At 44.5% G+C, this 23,395-nt stretch carries 15 protein-coding genes; 2 read left to right on the forward strand and 13 right to left on the reverse strand.

From position 1 onward, the window contains the following. Positions 1-458: 458 nt before the first annotated feature. The 13 genes from OC25_RS25455 to OC25_RS25515 form a co-directional block, all read right to left on the reverse strand. A complete protein-coding gene (locus tag OC25_RS25455) occupies positions 459-2,705 on the reverse strand; it encodes an NHL domain-containing protein (protein ID WP_039482890.1) in 2,247 nt (748 codons plus the stop codon). A 96-nt stretch (positions 2,706-2,801) separates the two neighbouring features. Further along, complete coding sequence (locus OC25_RS25460; protein ID WP_039482893.1) at positions 2,802-4,538, reverse strand: alkaline phosphatase family protein; 1,737 nt, start codon at positions 4,536-4,538, stop codon at positions 2,802-2,804. Between the two features lie 30 nt (positions 4,539-4,568). Then, positions 4,569-6,020: a M60 family metallopeptidase gene (locus OC25_RS25465; RefSeq protein WP_052266474.1), complete on the reverse strand. Its 1,452-nt coding sequence runs from the start codon at positions 6,018-6,020 to the stop codon at positions 4,569-4,571. Positions 6,021-6,028: 8 nt separating this feature from the next. Continuing rightward, the gene (locus tag OC25_RS25470; protein WP_039482896.1) at positions 6,029-7,756 is read right to left on the reverse strand and encodes an alkaline phosphatase family protein; all 1,728 of its coding nucleotides are present in this window, start codon (positions 7,754-7,756) and stop codon (positions 6,029-6,031) included. 27 nt (positions 7,757-7,783) lie between these two features. Beyond that, positions 7,784-9,391 (reverse strand): DUF5008 domain-containing protein, encoded by a 1,608-nt coding sequence (locus OC25_RS25475; protein WP_167335445.1) that lies wholly within the window; start codon positions 9,389-9,391, stop codon positions 7,784-7,786. Positions 9,392-9,404: 13 nt separating this feature from the next. Next, positions 9,405-10,145, reverse strand: coding sequence for a fasciclin domain-containing protein (locus tag OC25_RS25480; RefSeq protein WP_039482903.1), 741 nt, complete (start codon positions 10,143-10,145; stop codon positions 9,405-9,407). A 22-nt stretch (positions 10,146-10,167) separates the two neighbouring features. After that, complete coding sequence (locus OC25_RS25485; RefSeq protein ID WP_052266475.1) at positions 10,168-11,727, reverse strand: RagB/SusD family nutrient uptake outer membrane protein; 1,560 nt, start codon at positions 11,725-11,727, stop codon at positions 10,168-10,170. A gap of 11 nt (positions 11,728-11,738) precedes the next feature. Then, complete coding sequence (locus tag OC25_RS25490) at positions 11,739-14,933, reverse strand: SusC/RagA family TonB-linked outer membrane protein (protein WP_052266476.1); 3,195 nt, start codon at positions 14,931-14,933, stop codon at positions 11,739-11,741. 21 nt (positions 14,934-14,954) lie between these two features. After that, positions 14,955-15,977 (reverse strand): DUF5007 domain-containing protein, encoded by a 1,023-nt coding sequence (locus tag OC25_RS25495; RefSeq protein ID WP_052266477.1) that lies wholly within the window; start codon positions 15,975-15,977, stop codon positions 14,955-14,957. Between the two features lie 13 nt (positions 15,978-15,990). Beyond that, positions 15,991-16,653 (reverse strand): hypothetical protein, encoded by a 663-nt coding sequence (locus OC25_RS25500; protein ID WP_052266478.1) that lies wholly within the window; start codon positions 16,651-16,653, stop codon positions 15,991-15,993. Positions 16,654-16,655: 2 nt separating this feature from the next. Continuing rightward, positions 16,656-18,194, reverse strand: coding sequence for a RagB/SusD family nutrient uptake outer membrane protein (locus OC25_RS25505; protein WP_039482909.1), 1,539 nt, complete (start codon positions 18,192-18,194; stop codon positions 16,656-16,658). Positions 18,195-18,205: 11 nt separating this feature from the next. Beyond that, positions 18,206-21,148, reverse strand: a complete 2,943-nt coding sequence (locus tag OC25_RS25510) for a SusC/RagA family TonB-linked outer membrane protein (protein WP_039482944.1) — start codon at positions 21,146-21,148, stop codon at positions 18,206-18,208. A gap of 292 nt (positions 21,149-21,440) precedes the next feature. Beyond that, positions 21,441-21,638 (reverse strand): hypothetical protein, encoded by a 198-nt coding sequence (locus tag OC25_RS25515; protein ID WP_039482912.1) that lies wholly within the window; start codon positions 21,636-21,638, stop codon positions 21,441-21,443. Between the two features lie 376 nt (positions 21,639-22,014). Between OC25_RS25515 and OC25_RS25520 the strand changes: the two genes are divergently transcribed. Beyond that, positions 22,015-22,566: an RNA polymerase sigma factor gene (locus OC25_RS25520; RefSeq protein WP_052266480.1), complete on the forward strand. Its 552-nt coding sequence runs from the start codon at positions 22,015-22,017 to the stop codon at positions 22,564-22,566. 57 nt (positions 22,567-22,623) lie between these two features. Next, a complete protein-coding gene (locus OC25_RS25525) occupies positions 22,624-23,304 on the forward strand; it encodes a FecR family protein (RefSeq protein ID WP_052266481.1) in 681 nt (226 codons plus the stop codon). Positions 23,305-23,395: the final 91 nt, after the last annotated feature.

Raw genomic sequence — 23,395 nt, forward strand, 5'->3', positions numbered from 1 at the left:
TTTTCGTGCTTTTTCCTGCGAAAATCTCCTATGCCGGATAGCAGGGTGCAGGGGATTCCAGTGGTTAGCTTGTCATCCTGAGCGGAGTCGAAGGACGTTTGTAGTTCCCTTCCCTGATCGTCATTGCGAAGCCGGGTGGTGTGAGCTGAAGCCTGCCTGCTGCAGGCAGGCAATCTCATTATTAGCAATCTTTGCAGCAAGAATTACAGGCATGAAAGATTGCTTCGTCGTTCCTCCTCGCAATGACGTGTTTTTCGATAAGGATACCTGAAACACCCGTCCGACCGTCCGGGAGGAAGTTCAGGGTGACGCTCCCTTTCGCAAATCCGTCATTCCCACGAAGTGCTCAGCGAAGCTAATCTTAATGCTTTCGCTGCTTTATAAAAAAGGCGGCTGTTCTCCAATGAGAACAGTCGCTTCTACTGCAGTTTTATCTGCGTGCCATTAGCAGATCATACTTAGTTTATCGTATTCGATTTCATGATCCTGATTTTGTTATTCCCCTGGTCGGCAATGAGGAAATAACCCGCATGTGCATTGTATTTAATCGCCCAAGGCAGATTAAACCTGGCGTTGGCAGCAGGACCATCTGCATTTCCAGAAGTACCAGTTACCGCATTTACGCCCGAAATACTATCATCAGTACCCGATCCGGCCAATAAACCAAATGTCGAATTTGTAGTTATTTCGCTGGTTACCCTGGCAATAGAATGTGCCTTTTCACTACAAACAAAAATCACCCCTGCCGGGCTAATAAATATTCCTGATGGATCGTTAAAATTGGTTGTTTTGGTTTGTTTTAATACAGTTCTGGCACCTGATGAAGCAGTAACCCTGAAAAGATAACTTTCTGTAGAACCAAAGGTATTACCAAAAGCACCTACATACAGTGAAGTTTTATTCGGATTCAGGGCAACGGCATTAGGCGCGTAGATGGTGGCCGTACCCAGTGTGCTCACGGTATTACTACTTAATACAATTTTGCGGATTCTGCCAACTGATGTACTGGCTGAAAAATCTGCCAGATACAGGGCCCCAGCTGCTTCATCCAAATCAATTCCACTTGGGTTGGTAAATGTGGCCGCTGTTCCAACTGCATCGGCCGAGCCAGCTGTTCCGCTGCCTGCAATGGTTGTTACTGTGGCCGCCATCGTGGCCGGATTAATGGTTATTTTTCTTACTTTATTGCCCGAATATTCGGTTACATACAATTCGGTTCCGGCCTGGTTAAGTACCATACCTTTTGGTTTGTTAAATGTAGCAGCTGTTCCGGTTCCATCAACACTGCTTGCAGCACCACTACCAGCTAAAACAGTAGTATTGCCATTTTTACTCACCCGTATAATGCGGTTGTTGTTTTGGTCGCAAATGTAAATGTTACCGCGTTTATCGTTTGCCATATCGGTTGGGGCATTTAAAGTAATTCCGTTATTTAAACTAAGCGAGCTTACCATCAAAGAAGTTAGCACAGGCTCCGGATAGGTAGCGGTTTTTATTGCTAAGGGTATACTCACTTGTTTGGCTGCCGAACCAATATTGGCTACCGTAATGGTTTTTGAAGTAAAATAAGTATCATTGGGTACTTCAAATTTCATATCGCCCGAAAAACGAATCCGCAAACTCAATTTTCCATTTTCATCGGTAACTGCAGTGGTATCTAATTTAAAAGCTGTTTCTCCGGTAAGTTTTGTGCTTATGTTAACGGTTACACCAGGTAAAATCTGGTTATTTGCCTCATCATAAACCAGCACATCAACAGGGGCTTTAGGTACAAGCTTTTTGGTCTGCAGCGTTACTGTCCGGTTTTTTTCGTAGGCCATACGGGTAATTGCTGAATCGGGAAAGAAAAACGCCGGATCGGTTGTTTTAATTTTTACCTCGCCCTCAAAAGGTGCATTTAAAATTAATTTTCCGTTAGTGCCGGTTGTGCCTGTCAGGCCAATAGCTTTAAAATCAGTCTCGCCAGTTAGTTTTTGAAGCACAACGATATCAATACCTGGAAGCAGCGCACTATTGTCTTTGTCTAATGCCGTAATTTCTAAAGGAACAGTTACAGGTTTAAGCTTTGCCGTAAGGCTTACAGACGCCCCCTTTACATTCTTAAGTGTTGTGTTTAGGGTATCGGGGAAATATTTCATGGTATCGCCCACGATTACCCTCACCGCATTTGGATAAGGTAACGAAACGATCAGCTGCCCGCTAGTACCTGCGTGTTCCAAACCTCCGGTAGAAGTGTAGGTATCGGCTCCAGGTGCTTTGGTGTCGATTAACATGGGGAAATCGGAAATACCAGCATTAAGCTCATCTTTAACAGCAATGTTTAATGGGGCCATGCCATACTTAGGTGTAGTGTGTAAAACTGCACTGGCAGCGCTATTAAAATACAAAGCTTGTTCTCCCTTGTGATAATAAGTCGTGTCTACTTCAACTTTTATATTATTGGGATAGGGTAATCGGGTTGTAATCTGACCATCTTTATCTGTCCGGATGGTATCTACCTGCGTATAAATCCCCGATGCTTCCGTTTGGCGGCTGATAATCACTTTAACGCCAGCTACGGGCAACTGATCATCGTCATTAATCACTTTAACGGCTAAAGTTTCCTTTTCGGTAGTGGTATCGTTAAAAGCTTCGTTGGCAAACTTTTTACAGGCAGCAAGCCCTAAGGCCAGGCCCAATATGAGGATGTAGTAAGTTTTTTTCATGCTGTTGGGTTTAGGTTCAAAATGGTGATGGACCGGATAAACGCATTGATTTTGCTGATCCATCACCTTTTTGTTTTTTGTTATTGGGCTGACTGTTTATTTATAAAACTCTACTTCGTACAGTTTGAGCCACGATTTTCCGTTTAGTTTCCAGGCATCGTCTACATTTACGCCAAACCAGTAGATGATTTGTGAAGCGATATCTGAATTGGAAACCGCCATGATGGTATTGCCAGATGGTGCAGTAGCGTTGCAGATTGATTTCTCGAATGCAGTCCATGATCCGCCATTGCCGCCTAAAACAAGGTCTTTGCCTACAGCTGTAGGAGCTTGATTAAGTAGTTTATCTCCATTCACCTGCTTGCAAGGCCAGTAGCCAATTAAATTGGCATAGCTTGGATCGGTTGTTTTTACGCCATCGCTACAGGTAAAGTTTTTAATTTCTTCGTCTGAAAGGGCCTTATTGTAAATGGCTATATCGTTTACAGCAAATGAGCCGGTGTTTACTGCAGTGTTAATGTTACCTAAAGTCAGGTCGTAAGCATTAGTACCTATCGTTCTTCCTGTAATATCTGTAGGTGTTCCGGCAACTCCATCAATATATAACACGGCCATTCTTTTACTTGCTTCAGTATAAATTTTTAAGGTTATAGCCGACCATTGATTTAATTGGAGCTTTACTGGGGCTGGAACAAAAAGCAAGGTTCCATATCCTAAAATTGCTCTATACTGCCGTGTACCATCCGCATTGACCTGAACCATGATTTCCCAACCATTTGTGCTACTATAAGAGTGATTTAGTTTTGATAACAGCACAAAGTTTGCACCGTTTGAAGTTGAACTGGATCTAATTAAAGCTTTTAACTGTATGGTTTTATCGCCCGATGCCCCTATTTCGTAAATGCTTGAATTTGCTGCGGCAAGCGTAGCTTTTGCATCGGTAGCTGCTTTTGAGGCAGGAAATAAAAAGCCATCGGTTAGCGGCACATTATCGATTTCTACTTTCTTAAATGCAGGGTTGTAATAAATGTTAAAGGAGTTGCGCTCGCGCTCGGTTTGGCTGGTAAAGCCTTTGTTATAACCGCCATGGTTAGAAGTAATAACCACCAGCCATTCTTCATTATTATAGGTCTTACGGGCTTTAAGTGCTTCGAGCAGTTTACCAATGTAGGTATCAACCTGTGTTACGGCAGTTTTGTATTCGGGTACATCAGCCGAATAACCGTATTTTAAGCCGGCCTGGTTTACCTGGTTAAAGTTTACCACTACCAAATCGGCCTTGCTGATGCCAATTTTCTTTACGGCAGTATCGGCTGCGGCAGCATCGTTGTTTACAGCAATGGGCTCATCGGCATATAGCAGTAAGCGATCGACCAGGGTTTTCCATGGCGAAATGGCTACCGAATAACGCATTTTAGGCGTAGCCTGCAGGCGCTCAATAAACGATGGATATTCTACCACCGCATCGTGTTCGCTGGCTCCCTCGGGTACGATAAATGTACTGTCCTGTATTTTATGGATGGTAGCAATACCGGTCATGATATTTTTCCAGGTACCGGCATCGCTCACAGGCGCATCGCTCCTGCTCTGCCACGAATATTTACTGTTGGGCAGAATGGAACTGATTACCGGCGGCATAATTTTTTTCATGTCTTCGCCTGTTGCCCCGTCGATACCGATCAGCAGAACCTTTCTTTTCTTTACCGAAACAATTTCCTGTTTCTCGAATACTGCCGGTGGATCGTAATATTTTTTACAGCCAAAAATAACGGCACACAGCAGCAGGATGGCCAGCGTACTGTATTTTTTTAAACTAAACTGATAATTCTTCATTGTTGGTTTATTTTATGTTTTTTGGATGAATTAGCTGGGATCAGACAACCATACAGCCTCGGTTAACAAAGGGTATTTGGCTGCAATTTTAGTTTTGGAAACGGTACTTACCGTAATGCCCCATTTGGTTAAAAAAGGTTCCATATCGGTTTTGGCAAACTCGGATAAGCGTTCGTAAAAGAAATCGATCTTATCCTGGTTGCTGGATGAGGTAAACCTTGCATGGCGGGCTTCGGTGGTTAAATAGGTAATAAAGTTGAAACCATAGCGCTCCATTAACTGGATAAACATGCCCAGTTTGGCATCTTCTGAGGCATTGACATAAGATTTTGTACCGGTAGGCGTAACAAAAGCCAGTGCTGCCGTCATTAACCGTTTGTAATTGCTGTGTTTGTAGCCGTGGTAATTGGTTACTTTTAGCGAGAAAATATTGTTCGATACTTCACCGTTACCATCAAAGTTCCAGGTGTTGTTCATTTGCATGTTATGACCCAGCTCGTGGTAGGTACCCCAGTTCTGGCCAACTACACCGCTTAGTGTTACGGCCTGCTGAAAATAGTTATCGTTGGCCATAGCCACTACGGGGTAACCACTGTGTTGTGCACCCACCGATGGCTGGATATCGTGTACAATGCGCCACGGTAACATTGGGTTTAAATCGCGGGCATCGGCAGCATTTTCTGATAAGCCATACCATTCCCAGTAACAGTGCAGGATCTGCTCATCCCAGGTTTGCATCAAAGCCGTTGGGCTGGCAATGGGAAATTTAGCTAAACGCGATACCGGTAAGGTAAAGATGATCCGTTTGCCACGCAGTTCGAAAAAGGGTACGGTGGTAGTGGCCATCATGGCTTTCCATTCCTCATCAGTAGTTTGGCCCAGCACAAAATCGGGCGATTTAACCGTTCCGGTAAAAGTGAACTCGACCTTGCGGCCCAGTGCCCTTGGCGGGATAATGTATACCTGACCGCCATAGAGGTTACGGATCAGGTTTTTACCCGGTGCCAGGGTATGGCGACTGTAAATTACCGGTGCCCTGAGTTTGGTTTGCAGGCTGGTCAAATCATCGTCCCAGGCGCCAATCTGTGCGGTCATGCCATACTCTCCGGCAGGTACATCGATCTGGATCAGCTCACCTGCAGGCGCATACATACCTGTACTAAACCAGCCTTGCGGTGCTACCGAAATGCGTAAATTGGCATTGTTGGCGTATACAAAGTCGAAATCGAGCGTTACTTTGGAACTTTTAAGCCGCGGCTCGGAAATGGATACCAAACCCGGGAAAACCCTGGCCAGGTTAAACTGCGAGCGGTCTATCTTGTATTTGGAGGTATCGAGCTCCTGGTTGCCAAAGGTATCTTTTACCTCTGTTTTACTATAGCCATCTTCAAAAGAATAGCCGTAATCTTTTCTGCACGCTTGTGTAAGCAGTAAAAGCGCAGCACAAGCGGAGGTTAAAACTTTTATATGTTTACTTTTCATGGCCTCAGTTACTTTAAAATGTTGGTGTAGGTTGGTGTCCAGACTTTGCCATCGAGGTTAAAGCCTGTTGCATTGATGTTTAGCCAGCCCAAAATAAAGGTGGGTATATCTACGCCCCGCGGTACTACTTTATAGAGCTCGGGCGAGGGTTTAATGCAAAATTTACTGTCGTAATCTTCGAAGGTTACCCATTGGTTCGATTTCTGAAATACGAAATCATTTTTAGATTTACTCTGGTCTTTAATCAGCGTTCCGGTGCCATCTAATGCCGGCCAGTAACCAATTAAATTGTTGTAATACGGATGGGTAGCATCAAGGGCTACCTGGCACGAATAATCTTTGATCGTTGCATCGGGCACAGCTACGTTAAAAATGCGGATATCGGCAATAAACTGTTTGGCGGTATTGCCGTAACCCGAACGGTAACCCGCAACCAGGGGCTCGCTGTTATTTACACTCCTGCCGGTAATTACTGTGGGCGAACCAACAGGATCGCCATCCTGATAAAGCTGCACATACCGTACAGTACCCACAAAATAGATTTTAAACCCAATGGTATACCACCGGTTGGTTTCCATGGCTTTGGCAGTTGGGGTAGCAATAGCAGCAGAAGCTAAACCACCCAGGCGCCAGGTACCGTTTGATCCGTTGTGGATAATCCACCAGCCGGTAGTACTGTTGGCCGGGCTCGATGTTTTAAAGAAAATAGGTGCATTGAGCGTACCAAATGCCTGTACTTTTAATTTAAATTCTACCGTATACTCGCCAGTAGTGCCGAAATTATAGAGGTTAGATTTGGTGGCATCAACCGTAGCAATGGTATCGCCGTTTAAGCGCCCAAAACTACCGGCATAGGGTAATGAGGTTAAGCTTGAAGGCTTGTTGTAAATGGTCGATTTAAAGTTGGGGTTGTACAAAATGACAAAGCTGTTTAACAGGGGCTTGCTGAATAAGGTATTATCCATTAGCGCCGGAATTACCGGATAAGCACCGCCTTTATTGGAGGCAATTACAATGAGCCAGTTTTCTTTGCTAAAATTAGCGCGGGCTTTAATGGCATTATTCAGCTCGCCAATGTAGGTATCAATCGTGCTGATGGCCGAAGCATATTCAGGTACACTGGCATCGTAACCATATTGTGCTCCGGCTTTATCTACGCCCTGAAATTCGGCCAGCACCACGGCAGCATCGTTATTGGCCAGCTCGGTTAAGGTGGCTGTTTTTACAGCCTCATCAGTAGCAAAAGTGCTGTTTACATCGGCATTGCTTACCAGTTTGCTGCTCAGGCTTTGCGAAATACCAAATGCTGCGGTTCTTAACGTGGTATTGTCTTTAACGCGTTTAAAAAACATGGGATAATCGGTCAGTTTGTTGTTCGCAAAATCTTCGCTAATTACCTTGTGTTTGTTTTTATCTACGCCGGTAAGCATATCGGCCCAAGAGGTAGCGTTTAAACCGTTTTCGTCTGATACGGAATTGATGGTGAACATGCCATTCTTAATCATACGCGAAAGCACAGGCGTAGGCGATTTGAAAATAGATTCGCCACGGGCACCATCAACAATTACATATAATACTTTTTGCTTTTGGGCATCGGCCACCTCGCCACCGGTATTGTTAGAGAAATCTTTTTTATCGGCAAGTTCTTTGTTGCAGGAAAAAACAGCAACCAGGGCTGCCATTAAAAGGGCTGCCAGTGGATAGCTAAATGCCGGTTTTTTTATTTTACTTTTCATTGTAAGCTAATTTGGTTAACAACATGATTATGGTTTTAGGGAGATGCGTACTGCACCCGATACCTGCTGGTTATCGAAAAGGGTAATGGTACCGGCAATGAGGGCGGTTGGATTACCAAAAATGTCGGTACTTTCGTAAACATCGTTCACAATGCCCTGAAATTTACCGGTATTGTTGTATCCGGTTGCGAGGCTTCCGTTAGGGTTTAACACCATAAAGCCCTGACGAATAACACCATCGTATTTTTTAAAAGATCCGAATACGAGTATTTTACCGCTTTTTAGCTGAAAGGCTTTACTGATACTGCCCCCTTCGATGGTTTTGAGCACCAGGCTCCTGTCAACCGTACCATCGGTATTTAACATCACCAGGCCTTTGGTGGCAAAGCCATTGTAATTGTTAAACACACCGGCTACTAAATATTTGCCCGAAGTGGCACTGTAGGTAATGGCGTTGATGGCATCGTCTGCTCCGGTTCCGGATGGATAGGTGGCATCAACCAGGCCATTGGTGCCAATACGCGTAATGCGGTTGCTGTTTAAGCCCTGGTAAGTGGTAAATGAACCTACCAATATAATTTTGCCGTCACTTTGCATCAACGCATCGCTAATGGGACCATTCCCTGCAACATAAGGCAGGTTGGCTGTTACGTTGAAATTATAGCTCGAATCCATCTTACCATCGAGGTTCATTTTTAACAGGCCATTGAGTTTGGTATAGCCCACTACTTTATTGTCGCGGGTAGAGCGCTCGTAAAAAAACTCGGCGTAATTGTTAAAGCTCCCCACCACATAAATGCTGTTGTTGTAATTAAAAACCTTGTTAACGAAGCCGCTTACCCCACCGTTAAAGGTGGCTACGGTATCGTAGGAGTGATCGGAAGTTTTACCTACCACTTCTACCCGCGACGAATCTAACGAGCCATTGGCATTTAAGCGGGTTACACCATTTATGCCAACACGGTTGTTGTAATTGGTAAAACTACCGCCTACCATAAACTGACCGTTGGCTAACCTGAAGATAGATGATATTGCCCCATTGGCTCCTTTGCCGGTTGAAAAGCCTGAGGTAATAAAACCATTGGCATTGGTTAATACAATGTTGTTGATAGGGGTTTTGGTGGTGGCTGCTGCCATGTAATTTGCGAAAGAGCCTACCATAACCAGATTACCGTTGGGCAAGGGTAAAACCTGCCTGATGCTACCAATACTGGTATTGGCAGCAAAAGTAGCATCTACCTCAACCTTACCCTCTACCCGGTAAGCGGGGCCAAAAAAGATCTGGTCGCCCACAATGAGTGTAGTACCACCGGTACTGGCCCCTGCCGGGAAAAGTACGGTAATGGTTTTATCGGTTATTTTGGTAATGCTGGCCTCGGTATCGTTAATGTAGAATTTAACCTGATCTTTAAAAGGCATCAGACCGGTTACCTCAAAGGTGATCTGGGTAGTGCCGTTTACCTGCTCAGTATCCGAAACATCTGAAGCGAATTTAATGCCCAGCGCAACCTTACCGCCTGCATAGGGATCTTCGCTTATGGGGTTTTCTTTTTTACATGAAGCAAAAGAAAGGGCCAGCAGGAGCAGACAGGCCAGCCCCATATTTTTACCTGAAATTTGTCTGTTTCTTAACATAATGCTGTTTTTATTAATTCCCAATTCCATTTTCTATCGCAATTGAGTTAAAATAGGTGCTGTTAAAGCCAAAAGAGTGCTTTTCCATTTTGAGCGCATGCACAATCCCGTTGGTAGGGTTAATATCTGATGAAGCTACAGGAGCGTTGATCCAGAAAGCTTGCGGACGCGACAAATCGGTGATGTACGAAATCATCAGTTGTCTGTAACCGGCATATTTTACCCTTACCTCGTTGGCGGTACCGGCATTGGTTACGGCATCGTTGTATACCACGCCAATGTTCATGGGGGCACCGTTGTAAGAAATGTAACCCTGCCCTTTATAGGTATTCAGGGCAAGCGTATCTACCTGACTGTAATCTTTAAGCCGGTTGGTGCCTTTAAAAATGTAAAGCGAGAGCGCTGTTTTCCACACGGCAGGCTTAACATCCGAAAGTTTATTTACGGTATCTTTTCCGGTTGAGCGGAGCTCTTTGTTTAGCGTGCGGATGGCCCGGTTAATGGTTGGATCAGTAGGTGCAAAAAAGGTAATGTTATCGCTGCTGAAAGTACTTTCCATACCGGCCAGTTTAATTACCTGTGTAAGCGTATCGAAATGCAGGGGCTTGGCTTGCAGATATTGTAAAATGGTGCCATCAAATTTGGCTTCTTTTACGCCCCCGTCAATATAGTGCTCGTATTTTTTGCAGCTAAAAGCTAAACCGGTTAAAAGCGCCAGACTTAGCAATAGTGTGTTTTTGTTAAACTTATTCATGTTTAAGGTATACTTTAATGGGTTAGCGCCAGTAGTTGTTCAAAGTCATGTAAGGGTTGTTGATGGTTGCACTCGGATCAATAGGCCATGTCCATGCACCAGCCTGAAACGCTGAGAACGAAAGCGGGTTAGGCGTAAACTTAGGATCGAGGATTTTGCGGGTGCGTACCAGGTCGTAAAAGTGGTGTCCTTCGCCCATTAGTTCTTTGGCGCGCTCTAAAAAGATGGCGTCTTTGATTTTGCCTTCACCCGGATTTGCCGGATAAAGGTCGGCACCTGCACGTGCTCTGATTACGTTAAGCAAGGTAGCGGCTTCGCCATCACGGCCCAGTTCTGCCAGTGCTTCGGCATGCAGTAAAATGGCATCGGCCAGGCGGAAAATAATCGGGTTATCATCACTGAACTGAACCAAAGCTGCGCGGTTATAAAATTTATAGAACTGCCATACACCGGTTTGGTCGTATATGTTTTCGTCAAACCATACTGTTTTGCGTTTATCGGTACCGCTTTCGGGATAAATTTTCTTCATAAAATCGGCATTGTAAACCAGCTCACTCACCGGCCTGTCGCTGCTGGCGAAGAACGGGTTATGTACTACCGAGAAAGAGTATTTGTAACGCAGTTTGGCGGTATTCTCACCGGTATTATCGCTCAGCTGGATTTCGAATAAACCTTCCTGCGATTTACCGAACATGATGAGATAAGTTTGCTCAATGGGCATTAAGCGATAGGCTTTTTGCTGGTCTACACCAATATCCTGCAGTTCGTTACCGAGCTCGTCAACCTGGGTGTAATAAGCCGGTGCATTACCTGCATCAAAACCGGCACACCACATGTTCATGTGCATCATTAAGTCAATGGCACCACCGCGCATGGCCCTGATCCCTTTAAAAGTAGGGTCGTTATAGGTCCAGGGTAAATCATTTTTTACAGCCCCCAAATCTTCGAGGCAGCTTTTTAATACTTTAACCATATTGGTGCGGGGCAGGGCATCCTGGTTGTAGGCTTCGGTATAGTAAGGCACATCGCCAAACAGGCGCACTAAAAAGAAATACGATACACAGCGCATAAATACTGCTTCGGCGATATATTGTTTCTTTTTGGCTGGCGAAAGGGCTCCATCAGGCATCGCCGCTACTTCTTTAACCATAATATTGGCCGATTGGATCACTTTGTAAAAAGGTGCCCATTTCTGGATCAGATCGTAACGTGAATTAAGCTGAAACCACTCGTTAATGGCATTGGCTTCGTAACCAGGCAAGGAGCGATCGGCGCGGGCGGCAATGGCCATTTTAAGGTTATTGGTGGCCATGTAAGTAAAATCGATCCTCGGCGGATAACCTTTGGATGATGGAATGGCCCAGCCACAGCGGGTATCGCCGATTTCGAAAAGTACACTCTGCATGGTGGCCTCCCTGAACGAGCGGTACATGCCCAGTGCAAAACCTTCGGCATCGCCTTCTGTTTTCCAGTAATTGTTACCCGATAGCTTGCTTAACGGTTCTACGTTTAAGAACTTTTTACAGCTAAAGTTTACACTCAACAGCAGCAGTGCTGCCAGTAGATATATTGTTTTTTTCATCGTTATCCTGTTTATAATTGAATGTTTAAGCCCAAAGCATAGGTTCTGCGTACGGGGTAACCACCAGAGTTATCCCTGCCCAGCGAACTCACATTTTCCGGATCGGCACCTGAGTAAAAGCTAAAGGTGTGGATGTTGTTGGCTGTAGCAAATACCCTTAAGCTGGTAATGCCGAGTCGTTTGGTTAATTCTGGCTTAAAGTTGTAACCCAGCGTTACGGTTGCCAGTTTCAGGTACGAGCCATCTTCCTGAAACAGGGTTTGGTTATAACGGAAAGGCAAAAACTGCGTCGATTTATCGGTAGCGCCATAGTTGCCATAACGCAAATAATCGTAAGGGTTAGGGTAATTGGCAATATCACCCGACTGGCGCCAGATGTTATAGGCGCTGATGGGCACCAGGTTGTTTGCCGAAAAGGGCGATGCAAAATTCTGGAAGCTCGAAGCGAGCGGGTTATTCAGGATATCGCGGTGCCAGGTGTAAGCCATAATTACGTTAAGCGAAAAACCCTGGTACGAGATAAAGTTGCTGATACCACCATTGATTAGAGGCTGCGAGTTACCGGCACCCACCATATCTTTCGAGTCGAGCACGTAATCGCCATTGATATCGGCGTAATATGGATCGCCTGCTTTGAAATACACGGGTACAGCACCGTTAAAAGTGTGGTAACGGGTACCGTTTGCAGGGTTAACCGGTACATCATCATCGGTAGCAAATACACCTTTAAAATTGTACAGGATATTGGTTAGCGAGTTGCGGCCCAGACGATACAGGATGGCTTGTCCGGTAGCGCCACCATCCAGTAACAGCTGACGGGTAGCATCGGGCAGGGCGGTAATTTTTTCCTTGTTGTAAGCCCCGTTAATGCTCAACGTCCAGTTTACCTTGCTGGTAGATGGTAATGGCCTGAAACTTACTGCCAGCTCATAACCATAGTTTACGTTGCTTACCTCGTTGGTTTTAAGTTTGGTAAAAGCATTGTGTGTGGTAATGTTTTTTTCCCAAAGCTGGTTATCGACCATTTTATAATAGGTATCGAAAGTTAGCGTAATGCGGTTTTTAAAGAGGTTTAAATCTAAACCTGCATTGTATTGGGTAGTTGATGTAGGTAATAATTTAATGTTGGGCAGGTTATTAAAATCGATAGCCGTAGTGGGCATACCGTTGTAGTTGCCATAATAATCGTAAGTACCATTGGCATCGAAAACACTACCCACAGGGGCAATATTTCTACCCCACGAGAGGCGGAGCATACCCACGTCGAGCCATTTGGAGTTGGCCAGGAAATTTTCTTTGTTGAAATTCCACTTTAGTGCCAGTGATGGGTTTCGTGCCCACGGCGCATTTAAACCGGTACTCGAAGTACCATCTAAACGGAAAGTAGCTTCGATAAGGTATTTGGTTTTATAGTTGTAAGAAATACTACCTGCAAGCGATGCGGCTCTCGAATCGGAGTAGTTATCTAAAATCCCTCCGCCAGAGCTTGCTGCTGCAGTACCAAATGGTCCCTGGTACTGATCGTTGGTATACTGATCTTGTTTAATGGCATGCGCCTGGAAATTACGCACATATACTTCGGAGAAAACGTAAGCACCCAGGTTATGTACATCTTTATTGAACGATTTGTTAAAACTTAACATAGCCCTGTTGTATAAGGTACTGCGCTTATCGTTGTACGAGTAAACACCTGCTACATTGTTGTTTAATATGGCTGGGTTAAAGGTTTCGGTGGTTCCCATCGAATAATCGTAACTGGTGATGTTGGAGAGTGCCAGACCGGTAAGAAACTCGTAACGGGCTTCTACACTGGTTTTAATGTTGCCCGCTTTATTGTCGTTATCAACAATTAAAGCACCTAAAGCCGCACTGCTGTTAATTAAGCTGGGGCCGGGCAATAAAGATGAAGAACCTGCACCCGAGGCCACACCCGTTTGCAGCAAACCATTACCACTTCCTTTTTGGGTGTTACCCAAACTGCTTGACAGGATGAGGTTGACATTAAATTTAGGGCTGGGTTTGTAACGGGTGTTCATGCTCAGCGAGTAGCGGGTAAAGCCGGTATTTTCCTGAATCCCCTTCTCGTCGTAATAACCCACGTTAATTTTGTAGTTAAAAGAATCGTCGCCACCGCTGGCATTTACGTTATGCTGCTGGTTATAGGTAGAGCGGTAAAAAATGCTCTGCCAATCGGTAGAGTTGTTGTAAAAGGCATTTAAGCTATCGGCCAGCATTGGGGTATTATCAATACTCTGGCGTGCCGAATATACATTGACACCATAGGTATAAATTTCCCAAAGCCTTAAATTGCTTTCGGCGGCACCACCAATTACCTGACGGAGCTTAGGCGGGGTATTGAAGAAAAAGTTGGTGGAGTATTGAATAATCGGCGTTTTCGATTTACCCCTGCGCGTATTGATCAAAATTACCCCATAAGCGCCTTGTGCACCGTAAAGAGCTGTTGCACTGGCATCTTTTAAGAAGTTAATTTCTTCAATATCTTCTGGTGGGATTAAAGATAAAGGACTAATGCCTGGGCCATTACTCGAAAATCCGTACTGGTAATCGGTATTTAAATCAACCGGTACCCCATCAATTACGAATAAAGGCGAAGTTGGGGTTAAAAAGGCGTTATCGCCAGAACCGGTTACACTGATGCCCGATAAACCACGCATATTAATGGTTGGTGCAGCGCCGGGGCTACCGGTATTGATCTGAATGTTTAACCCCGGTACTTTGGCCTGAAACAACTCCGCAACGTTACTTACCGGAACATCCTGAATATCTTTACCTTTTAGCGAAGTTACCGCGCCCATTACGGTTTCTTTTGTTTTTTGGGCATAACCTACTACAACAACATCTTTTAATGAGGTGCGATCTTCGTCCATCACCACCTTAAGGTCGTTTTTGCCGTTTAATTTGATTACAACATCTTTGTAGTTGAGGTATTTAAAGGTTAATGTGGCGTTATTGGGTACGCTTACCGTAAATGATCCATCATCTCTGGTCATTCCTATTGCCCGGGTTGAGGTGCTGGCCATAATGGTTACGGCCGGTATGCCGTTGCCATCACTTTTATCTACCACCTTGCCCTTTACGCTGATGAGGGTTTGGGCCGATACAGCACCGCCCCATACTGCCAGCGTTACCAAAAGCAATAAATTTAGGATGTATTTTTTAGTCATATCTGTATTGTAAAAACTCATGTTCAACTTATTTTTCTGGGGCTAGTCGTTTGCAAACCGCGGGTTGTCTTTATTAAACCAGAAGATGACCTCCCAATCGCCCTTTTCGAAAATGGCGAAGTCTAAACCCAGGTTAGCCTCTACCCTGAAACCGCCAAAGCCAATGCGATCGTAAGCAAAAGCTACACGGGCACGGTTACCTGCGGGGTTGGTGTAAGGTGTTGGGATGGTTACCAGCGGGATAGGATAAGCTGCATCGTATTTTACCGATGTAGAGCTCATTTGCATGTTAAAGCCATGTACCAGCTTGCTCCAGTTGGTGAGTTTAAATTTGGCCGGGTCGATGGGTTTAAGCAGGGTATCTAAAAACTTAAACGAAATGGAGTTGCCCTCGCCCACTTTGTTAAACAGAATGGTAATATCGCTTGAGGACAGGGGCTGGCCCGATTTATCGCCCACGATGCCAGTCATTACGGTTGGATTAATGCTGCCACCGGTATTGGCACCAGTTAGCGGGTTAATGTGGTTAGGCTCGTAAGGTAGTTCTCTCTGGGGTTGTAATACCAGGTTGTTAAAATATTTACGGCCGCCATTGTTCGATACTTCAACATCGAATACGTAACCCGAATCGGGTAGTGCTTTTACAATGTTGCTTTTGGCTTCGGCCCACATGATAAACTCACCGGAGTGCTCGCCTACTTCGAACAGGGTATGTTGTTCGGTCGTGCGTTTGGCTTCAATTTCCTGAATCGATTTCTCGCTTCCATCATAAGCTTTTTTCCATACCAGTACCGGAAAAGGTTTTAACAACTCCGGGCTGGTAATGCCATCACTGTTGCGCATGGACACGATTTTGAAGGTAAGTGGCAGCGATGAACTTTCGATATTGAAGTTATCGCCCATTAAGGTAGTGCGGCCCAGTATGGGTTTGTAAACGGTTTGTTTAAATCCGGCGTCTTTATTAAAGGCATCGGTATCGCTCGGCAATAACTTTTTACAACCGAATATGGCCAGTGCGCCAATGGTTGCAAAAAATAAGGCAATTGATTTATTTCCTGGTATCATATAACAGAATGATTTATTTATTTAATCGGATGAGGAATTCGCCAAAACCAAATTCGTGCGAGGCCGAAAGCACATGGATAATGGCATTATTGGTTTCGATATTTACCGCCTGGGTAGTGGCCGATTTCCATTCTTTGGTGTATTGCGAGTTTTTAACGTCGCTGTAAACTACTCCTTTGGGACCACCAAAAACATAACCACTGGCGTTCGAGTTCAGTTCTTGCGCATTCATGCCATACTTAAAATGGGTGCTGGTTAAAAAAGCACCATCGGCAAAATGCAGGCTATCGGTGGTTATTTTATTGCTTACAATGTAGCGGTCTAATAAAATACCCAGCTGGTCGGCATCCAGATTGGCAATGCCCAAAGCTTTTTTATTCTGGCTTAACCTAAGGTTGTTTAGTGCGTTTAATGCTACTGAAAAATTGCGGTTGGTAAGCGAAAAGAGGGTAATGGCTTTACTGTTGGTTAAGGTATCTTTTGCCCAGCTTACCCGCTCGCATACCTTAAGCAGCGAATCGTATTTGCCGGTTTGCGATTTGAGGTAGGCATAAGCATTGCCATCAAATACATTGGCTTCGTTTTCGTAGTTGTAGGCGCCATCGTCTTTTTTGCAGGCCAGGGCAAACAGGGCAATGGCCATACAACAGGCTATATTTTTAATACTTTTTATCATCGTTACCTCCAATATTCGTTTTGTGTAATTTTTGCATTGGTGCTCAGCACTTCTTCATCAATAGGCCAGTAAATGCCACCCTTTTTAATCAGGTCGGTAAATTTGGGATCGCTGTTTTTCAGTTTATTGTAGCGTACCAGATCGTACCAGCGCCAGCCTTCGCCCATCAGTTCCCTGCGGCGTTCGGCAAAAATGGCGTCAATTAATCCGGCGTTTGTGCCTTTGTACAGGCCAATACCACGGCTGTTGCGCACAATGTCTAAAGCATCGGTAGCTTCGTCCATACTGCCTATAGCGGCCAGCGATTCGGCATAAAGCAGGGTAATTTCTTCCATGCGGGTAAATACCAGTGCCGAGCTGTAAATGGCCAGTGTACCATCGGTAGAAGCATTACGGATGCACTTAATTTTGCTGAATACGGTATTCGAAGTGCCATATCCGCTGAAATAATCGGATACGGGCAGGCCGGTAAGCGGATCGAACCTGAACCTGAGGTCGTTTGCTTCGTTAAAAATGCCGGCAATTACATCGTCGGGCATTTTAATTTGCGGTACCGCTTTTGAAATGATGGGCGCTGCAAGGGCAAGGTCTTCGATATGGCCAACAGCGCTCATTTCGGCGGTGTTGTAATTAAACGGAAAGCCTACCAGTTGCGACGCGTTATTGCCATAAAATAAACCATCAACCTTGGTTAGGTTAGGTGTGGTGGTATAAATGGCCCCGCTTAAACCGAAGTTGGTCATCACGAATTTAGCATAGGCCACAGCATCGAGGTATTTACCTTGCCAGGCTGCAATATGTGCCAGAATAGCGTAAGCCGAAATGCGGTTCAGTAAAATGCCATCCCAGTAAGGGGCCACTTTACCGTAATAGCTCTGCTGGTTTAAGCCGTTTTGTAAAGCACCGTAACGGTAAGGCAGGGCGTTTACAGCGGCCAGCAATTCGCTGGTGGCAAACTGCAATACAATTTCTGATGCTACTTTTGGGCGTTCGATAAAATTACCATCGGTAGAGGCTGTAATTAAGGGAATATCGCCCCAGATGCGCGCCATGTAAAAATAGGTAAAGGCCCTGAGCGCCCGCATTTGGGCCACATCAATTTTATAGTTTTCTTCGGTGTATTGTTTGTCGTTTTTTAAAATTTCGCCGGCACGATCAATAAAAACCGTACAACTGTTAATTACCGCATAGAATTTGCGCCAGTTGCTCAACGATTTTACTACTGGATAAGGCGCATTTAAATTGTTTTCGGTAACGGCCTTTAAATCCAGGCGCGAGGTGGCTTTAAAATCGCCCATGCGCAAATCGCCATACAGCCAGTGGGCATTGTTGTCGGCAAGTGCAGCCCTGAGCAAGCCATACGAACCCAGCAGGGCTGAGCGGGCATCGGCTAAACTTTTCCAGTTGTTGCTTTCGTTTACCAGGTGGGTAGAATCGATGTCGAGTTCTTTGTTACAGCCCGATAGCAATACTGTACCGATGAGCATAAACATCCCAATCTTTTTGATTACCTGTCTGGATGGTTTTATTTTGTTATACATTGTAAATGTGCTTATAAATCAATTTTTAAACCTAATGTGAATGTTCTCGGGATGGGCAGGCCATAACCGGTATCTTCGCCGGTATAACTCACCAATTCGGGATCGCCTCCGGTATAACTTTTCAGGGTGTACAGGTTAAGTGCTGCGGCGTAGACATAAATTTTACGGAAGGTTTTGTTGAAATACCTGAACTTCGAGATATCGTAACCCAGCGAAACCGATCTTAACTTAGCATACGAGCCGTTTTCGATAAAAATATCCTGATCGCTACGGTACGATTGTACGGCGCTCCAGGGGTTGTAAATCGGATAATCGGCCACATTAATGCCCTTTTGCCAGAAAGTAATTTCGTTTACCGAGTTGATGTTGTTGTTACCGGTTTTGTTAATGAAATCGAGCTGATTGGCTGCCGATTGGTTGATGATGCTTCGTTTTAAGGCGAAGTAAATATTGAAATCGAGATTAAAGCCTTTGTAGCTAAAGCTGCTGGTAAAATTGCCCACAATGCGCGGCATATAACCACCCATGGCTACTTTATCGTTTTCATCAATCACGTAATCGCCGTTCTGGTCTTTCCATTTCGGGTCGCCGCCATGCAGTTTCAGGCCTTTGTAAGTCATGATCTGGAAATTGGCCGGATTTACAGGCACATCTACATCGGTTTGGTAAACGCCCTGGCTTTGTAATACCAGAATCTGATCTACGGGTTTACCTACAGTTAGTTTTTGGTTGCCAATGGTAATCTCCTGCAGGTTATTGGGAAGGGCCTTTAAAGTATTTTGGTTAAAAGCGATGTTGAAATCGGCATTCCAGCTCAGTTCGCCAGCTTTGGGCTTAAGGATATCGGCCGAAATGGCTACCTCGATACCTTTATTGTTTACATCCATACCGCTTTTATACTCCTTGGTATAACCCGATTCGGCATTAACCGGAACCCCTAAAAGCATGCGTTTGTTGGTTTTTGAATAGAACGACAGGCGGGTTTGCAACCTGTTGTTTAAGAATGCAGCGTCGGTACCCAGTTCTAATGCCTGCACATAGGCCCATGGAATATCGTAACCAATCCAGCCTGAACTGTAAGGGCGCGATAGTGTACCAATACCACCATAAGAACCTACTGATTTATTGGAGCTCCAGCCCAGATCGCTTACATATTGAGGGCCTGCGCCGTATACATCGGTAATGTTAAGCGTGCCCAAACGACCATAAGAAGCGTTTAAGCTTAAATTATTAAGCACCGCACTTTTAAGGTATTTGGTAATGTTCCATTTGGTATTTACCGATGGCGAAAAGAACCACCTGTTGTTGGCCTGCATATTCGAGGCACCATCTGTACGAGCTACCAGGGTAGCAAAAAACTCGTTGTTCAGCATATAATCAAAACTGCCGTATAAAGAACTGATGTTGATTTTTTGCTTGTCGGTAAATTTTTTGGTAAAAAAGCCCTGGGCCTGTAAATAGTCGCCCTGGTTTACATCGCCATCTACGCTGTTAATCCGGATGTAATCGCTGGTACCTTTGTAGCCCTGCAGGTAATTGTATTTATTTACATCGCGCGAAAGCGTATGGCCGAACAAAGCCTTAAACACATGGGCTTTGTTTACTTTAAAATTGTAGGCAATAGAGTTGTCGATGTTTAAACGCTGGTTGTAAGCGTAAAAATTAGAGATGTAATTGTTCCCATCCATTAAAGTGCTTGGATAGAACAAATCGCGCATACCTTCATTGTAATCGAATGATATGCGGGTAATGAAATCGAAGTTTTTATACCTGGCATTGGCCGAGAAAGAACCCTGTAATACATTGTTGATGTTGTTATCGATGGTTTTTTCTTCGTACTCGCTTAAATAGTTGCCATAAATGGTTTTGTTTGGCGCTATCGGGCTAATGAGGTCGGGTACGTACTGCATTTCGGCAAAACGGTCGCGCAGCGAGCGGTTGCGATCGCGGTTAAGGCGGGTAGCGTTAACCATAGTCGAGATGGTAAGCCATTTCAGTGGCAACACATTGATAAAAAAGGCTGCATTATAGCGGTTAAGTCGGGTATCATCGGCATTGCCTGCATTAGAGGTATTGCCGGCAAAGAACCTGAAATTAGAGCGGGATGTTCCGCCTGTTATACTGGCGTTGACGGTGTGCAACGCTGCATTTTTATAATACAGGTCGGTCCAGTCAGACCGGCCATAATAGTTTTCGTTGGTGGCATCGGCCAGGTAAGCCGGGTACTTGTCGAAATCTTCTGCTGTAGCATATTTATTGTAGAAAATATTACGGAAGAGGCTTTCATCTCGGCCATTAGTAGTGGTTACCTTGTTTTTAGCGGCAAAACCAAAATAACTGTTCACCGAAATTTCGCGATTACCCTGGTGTGCATTTTTGGTGGTAATTAAAATGGCACCATTAGCCGCACGTGGCCCATAAATAGAAACAGCTGCCAGGTTGCTGATCACGTTTATAGATTGGATATTATCCAGATCGATAGCCGATAACAGATTGGTGGCCGGTCCTATAGGCGAAAAATCGTATTCCTGTACATTATACACAAAGGGATTATCGCCTATTAAGGGAATACCGTTAATATAAACGGCTGGTTGCGATTCTGCAACATTAGCTTTTGATAATAAAGGACGGCTTAAACCCCTCAATAACATCGATTGGCTGGCACTGCCCGGCTCGCCGGTAATTTCCTGCACGTATAAGCCTTTGGCATTACTTTTTAAGGCTTGCTGCAGGGAGATAAAAGGATATTTGCTTACCTGGTTGAGTTTTACGGTATCGGTATTGCTTTTGGATACATAGCTTACCAGTATTACTGAATCGATAGCAACCTGCTGCTTTGCTTTTTTGGTTGTATCCTGAAAGCAGGCTACGGTTAAGTTAGCTGTGCTTTTCGCATGCGATTGAAGGTTAACCGCGCAGCTAATCATGGTGGATAGCACTAAAAATAAACCCATCTTTTTGGGTATGTTTTTAAATAAACATCCCGGCTGAAGCTGGTTTAGATCGGAATCTAATGCTTGATTTTTTTTGTTCATTTTATATCACGTTTGTTGGCTTGTCTGTTTAAAAAACAGCGATACAGATCCCTTCCACGCCTTTCGGCAGGGCAAATAAATTCCGGGACCACTATTATGGTCAATACCTTAACATCAGCATGAAAGAGCCTTACAGCCGCATTTCATGAAGGTGTTTTGTGCCGGGGAGGAACTGTTTAACTGTTTTTACCTTTAAAATTCAGGGGCTTGCTTAATTAGGTTGTAAATTCTGGCTTTGAGCCTGAAACATTAGGATTTTGGCATCGCCGCAAAGCCCTGCTTTTGCATACGTTTGGTGATAGGATTGCGCTGGCAACTGAGCATCGGGTAACAAGCAACAGAAATGGATTGGGATTGGAGCCTGGTAAACCTTCAGAAAGCCTTGCTTGTGAAGTAATGGTTTTTTCATAATCAATCGTTTTGGTTAATTTGTTTGATAAGCCAGCTTTTGGGGACAGCCGCTTATCATGTTTTCATATCTCCCCGAAGCCGGGAAGGATATGGGTTTGGTTAAATCAAAACTGCTATATTCTACTTTAAAAAAAGATGAAAATCCTTAAATAAAAGGTAGAAAATCGGGTATAATCGACTGAAAATCGTGCATTTAGTGTTAAAGCCTGCTTGGCCGTTTATTTTTTGGTTAGGCAGATTAAAAAAGTTGATCAGGCTGGTTTTATCTTCCGTGAGGAGCCGCCTGAATGCCAAGATTTAATTAAAACATAACCTTCAAGTAAAATGCAGGCTACATCTTTTTCTTTTCTTAGGCTTAAAAATTAATCATCCCCATGATCTGCCTGAAAGAATTTGAATACATCTATATCCGCCATTGGGAGAAACTGTATGCATTCTGTTTTGGGATGACCAGGGACGAACATCTTTCGCAGAATTTTGTACAGGATATTTTTACTGACCTTTGGGAACGCCGCGCCGAGGTAAGCATCCTGTCGATAGAAAATTACCTGTTCAGGGCTGCCAAAAATCAGGTTTTAAAAGAATACCGCCGGAAAAAACTGGATACGACCATTATAGAAGATAATTTTGAAAGTTATCTGGTTGATCATGTAGGTACGCTTGAGGCAGAACTGATGGATCAGCTTAATGTGCTGCTGGCGCGCCTGCCAGAAAAAAGGAAAGAGATTCTGGTGATGAACAAAATCAGGGAGATGGATATCGACGAGATTGCCAAAGCGCTTAATCTTTCTAAGCAAACGGTTAAAAACCAGCTCACTTCGGCATTAAAGCAGTTAAGGTTTCACAGCAATGAAACCTCCGGACTGATTATCCCCTTCGGGATTTACATATTAATATTACTTAACCATAATTTAACGATTTCGTAATCGCCTGCCATAGTACTTTTTTGCTGCCTTTGGTACTTATACCCGAATACAAGTACTATGAGCAAAAAAGAAATGCATTACCTGGAGCACCTGGTAGAAAAAGAAGAAAAGGGAACAATTACCGAAGCAGAAAGCAGACTGCTGGAAAGTTTTTTTAGTAATGAATACCAAAGTGCCGAATGGGATGGCGAGCAGATGGGCAAAAAGGCCGCTGTTTCGGCAGAGATTTATACCCAGATTAAAAAGCGTGCCCACTTTACCAAATCGTGGACCAGCTACATCAAGTATGCTGCTGCAGCCCTGGTTGCCTTAACGATAGGTGCAGGGATTTTGTTAAATGCTAAAATTAACCCTAAGGCTATTACACTCAGCACCGCAGCTAATACCGATTCGGTAAAACTGGCCGATGGCAGTACGGTTTACCTGGCTGCTCATTCCAGTTTCCGGTACCCTCAACATTTTACCCAAAACGTAAGGGCGGTAACCTTATTGAAAGGGAATGCCTTTTTTAAAGTGGCTAAAGATCATGAACACCCGTTTATTATTACCTCGGGTGCAATTACCACCAAAGTGCTGGGTACTTCTTTTCATATCGGGCTTAATAACGATCAGGTTAGTGTAAAGGTAATTACAGGACGAGTTCAAGTGTCCTGGGGCAAGCAGATGACTTTTCTAAAACCGACCGAAAGTCTGGTGTTTAGGCCTGGGGAGGGGTTGCGTAAAGTGCAGACTCGGTAACCCCTATCCACCTATGGGCACCACGAAAGGCTTCAAGAGAAACATTTATCGCTATCGCCTCAGTCACCACCACCTCGCCGTCACCCTGAAC

The organism is Pedobacter kyungheensis (genome assembly GCF_000812965.1).
Lineage (GTDB): Bacteria > Bacteroidota > Bacteroidia > Sphingobacteriales > Sphingobacteriaceae > Pedobacter > Pedobacter kyungheensis.

What these genes read in the sequence shown, in the direction of transcription:
- OC25_RS25485 (WP_052266475.1), bottom strand. Translation starts at nt 11,727, where the DNA reads ATGAAAAAAACAATATATCTACTGGCAGCACTGCTGCTGTTGAGTGTA.
- OC25_RS25520 (WP_052266480.1), top strand. Translation starts at nt 22,015, where the DNA reads ATGATCTGCCTGAAAGAATTTGAATACATCTATATCCGCCATTGGGAG.
- OC25_RS25470 (WP_039482896.1), bottom strand. Translation starts at nt 7,756, where the DNA reads ATGAAAAGTAAAATAAAAAAACCGGCATTTAGCTATCCACTGGCAGCC.
- OC25_RS25505 (WP_039482909.1), bottom strand. Translation starts at nt 18,194, where the DNA reads ATGTATAACAAAATAAAACCATCCAGACAGGTAATCAAAAAGATTGGG.
- OC25_RS25495 (WP_052266477.1), bottom strand. Translation starts at nt 15,977, where the DNA reads ATGATACCAGGAAATAAATCAATTGCCTTATTTTTTGCAACCATTGGC.
- OC25_RS25465 (WP_052266474.1), bottom strand. Translation starts at nt 6,020, where the DNA reads ATGAAAAGTAAACATATAAAAGTTTTAACCTCCGCTTGTGCTGCGCTT.
- OC25_RS25500 (WP_052266478.1), bottom strand. Translation starts at nt 16,653, where the DNA reads ATGATAAAAAGTATTAAAAATATAGCCTGTTGTATGGCCATTGCCCTG.
- OC25_RS25480 (WP_039482903.1), bottom strand. Translation starts at nt 10,145, where the DNA reads ATGAATAAGTTTAACAAAAACACACTATTGCTAAGTCTGGCGCTTTTA.
- OC25_RS25490 (WP_052266476.1), bottom strand. Translation starts at nt 14,933, where the DNA reads ATGAGTTTTTACAATACAGATATGACTAAAAAATACATCCTAAATTTA.
- OC25_RS25460 (WP_039482893.1), bottom strand. Translation starts at nt 4,538, where the DNA reads ATGAAGAATTATCAGTTTAGTTTAAAAAAATACAGTACGCTGGCCATC.
- OC25_RS25455 (WP_039482890.1), bottom strand. Translation starts at nt 2,705, where the DNA reads ATGAAAAAAACTTACTACATCCTCATATTGGGCCTGGCCTTAGGGCTT.
- OC25_RS25515 (WP_039482912.1), bottom strand. Translation starts at nt 21,638, where the DNA reads ATGAAAAAACCATTACTTCACAAGCAAGGCTTTCTGAAGGTTTACCAG.
- OC25_RS25475 (WP_167335445.1), bottom strand. Translation starts at nt 9,391, where the DNA reads ATGTTAAGAAACAGACAAATTTCAGGTAAAAATATGGGGCTGGCCTGT.
- OC25_RS25510 (WP_039482944.1), bottom strand. Translation starts at nt 21,148, where the DNA reads ATGGGTTTATTTTTAGTGCTATCCACCATGATTAGCTGCGCGGTTAAC.
- OC25_RS25525 (WP_052266481.1), top strand. Translation starts at nt 22,624, where the DNA reads ATGAGCAAAAAAGAAATGCATTACCTGGAGCACCTGGTAGAAAAAGAA.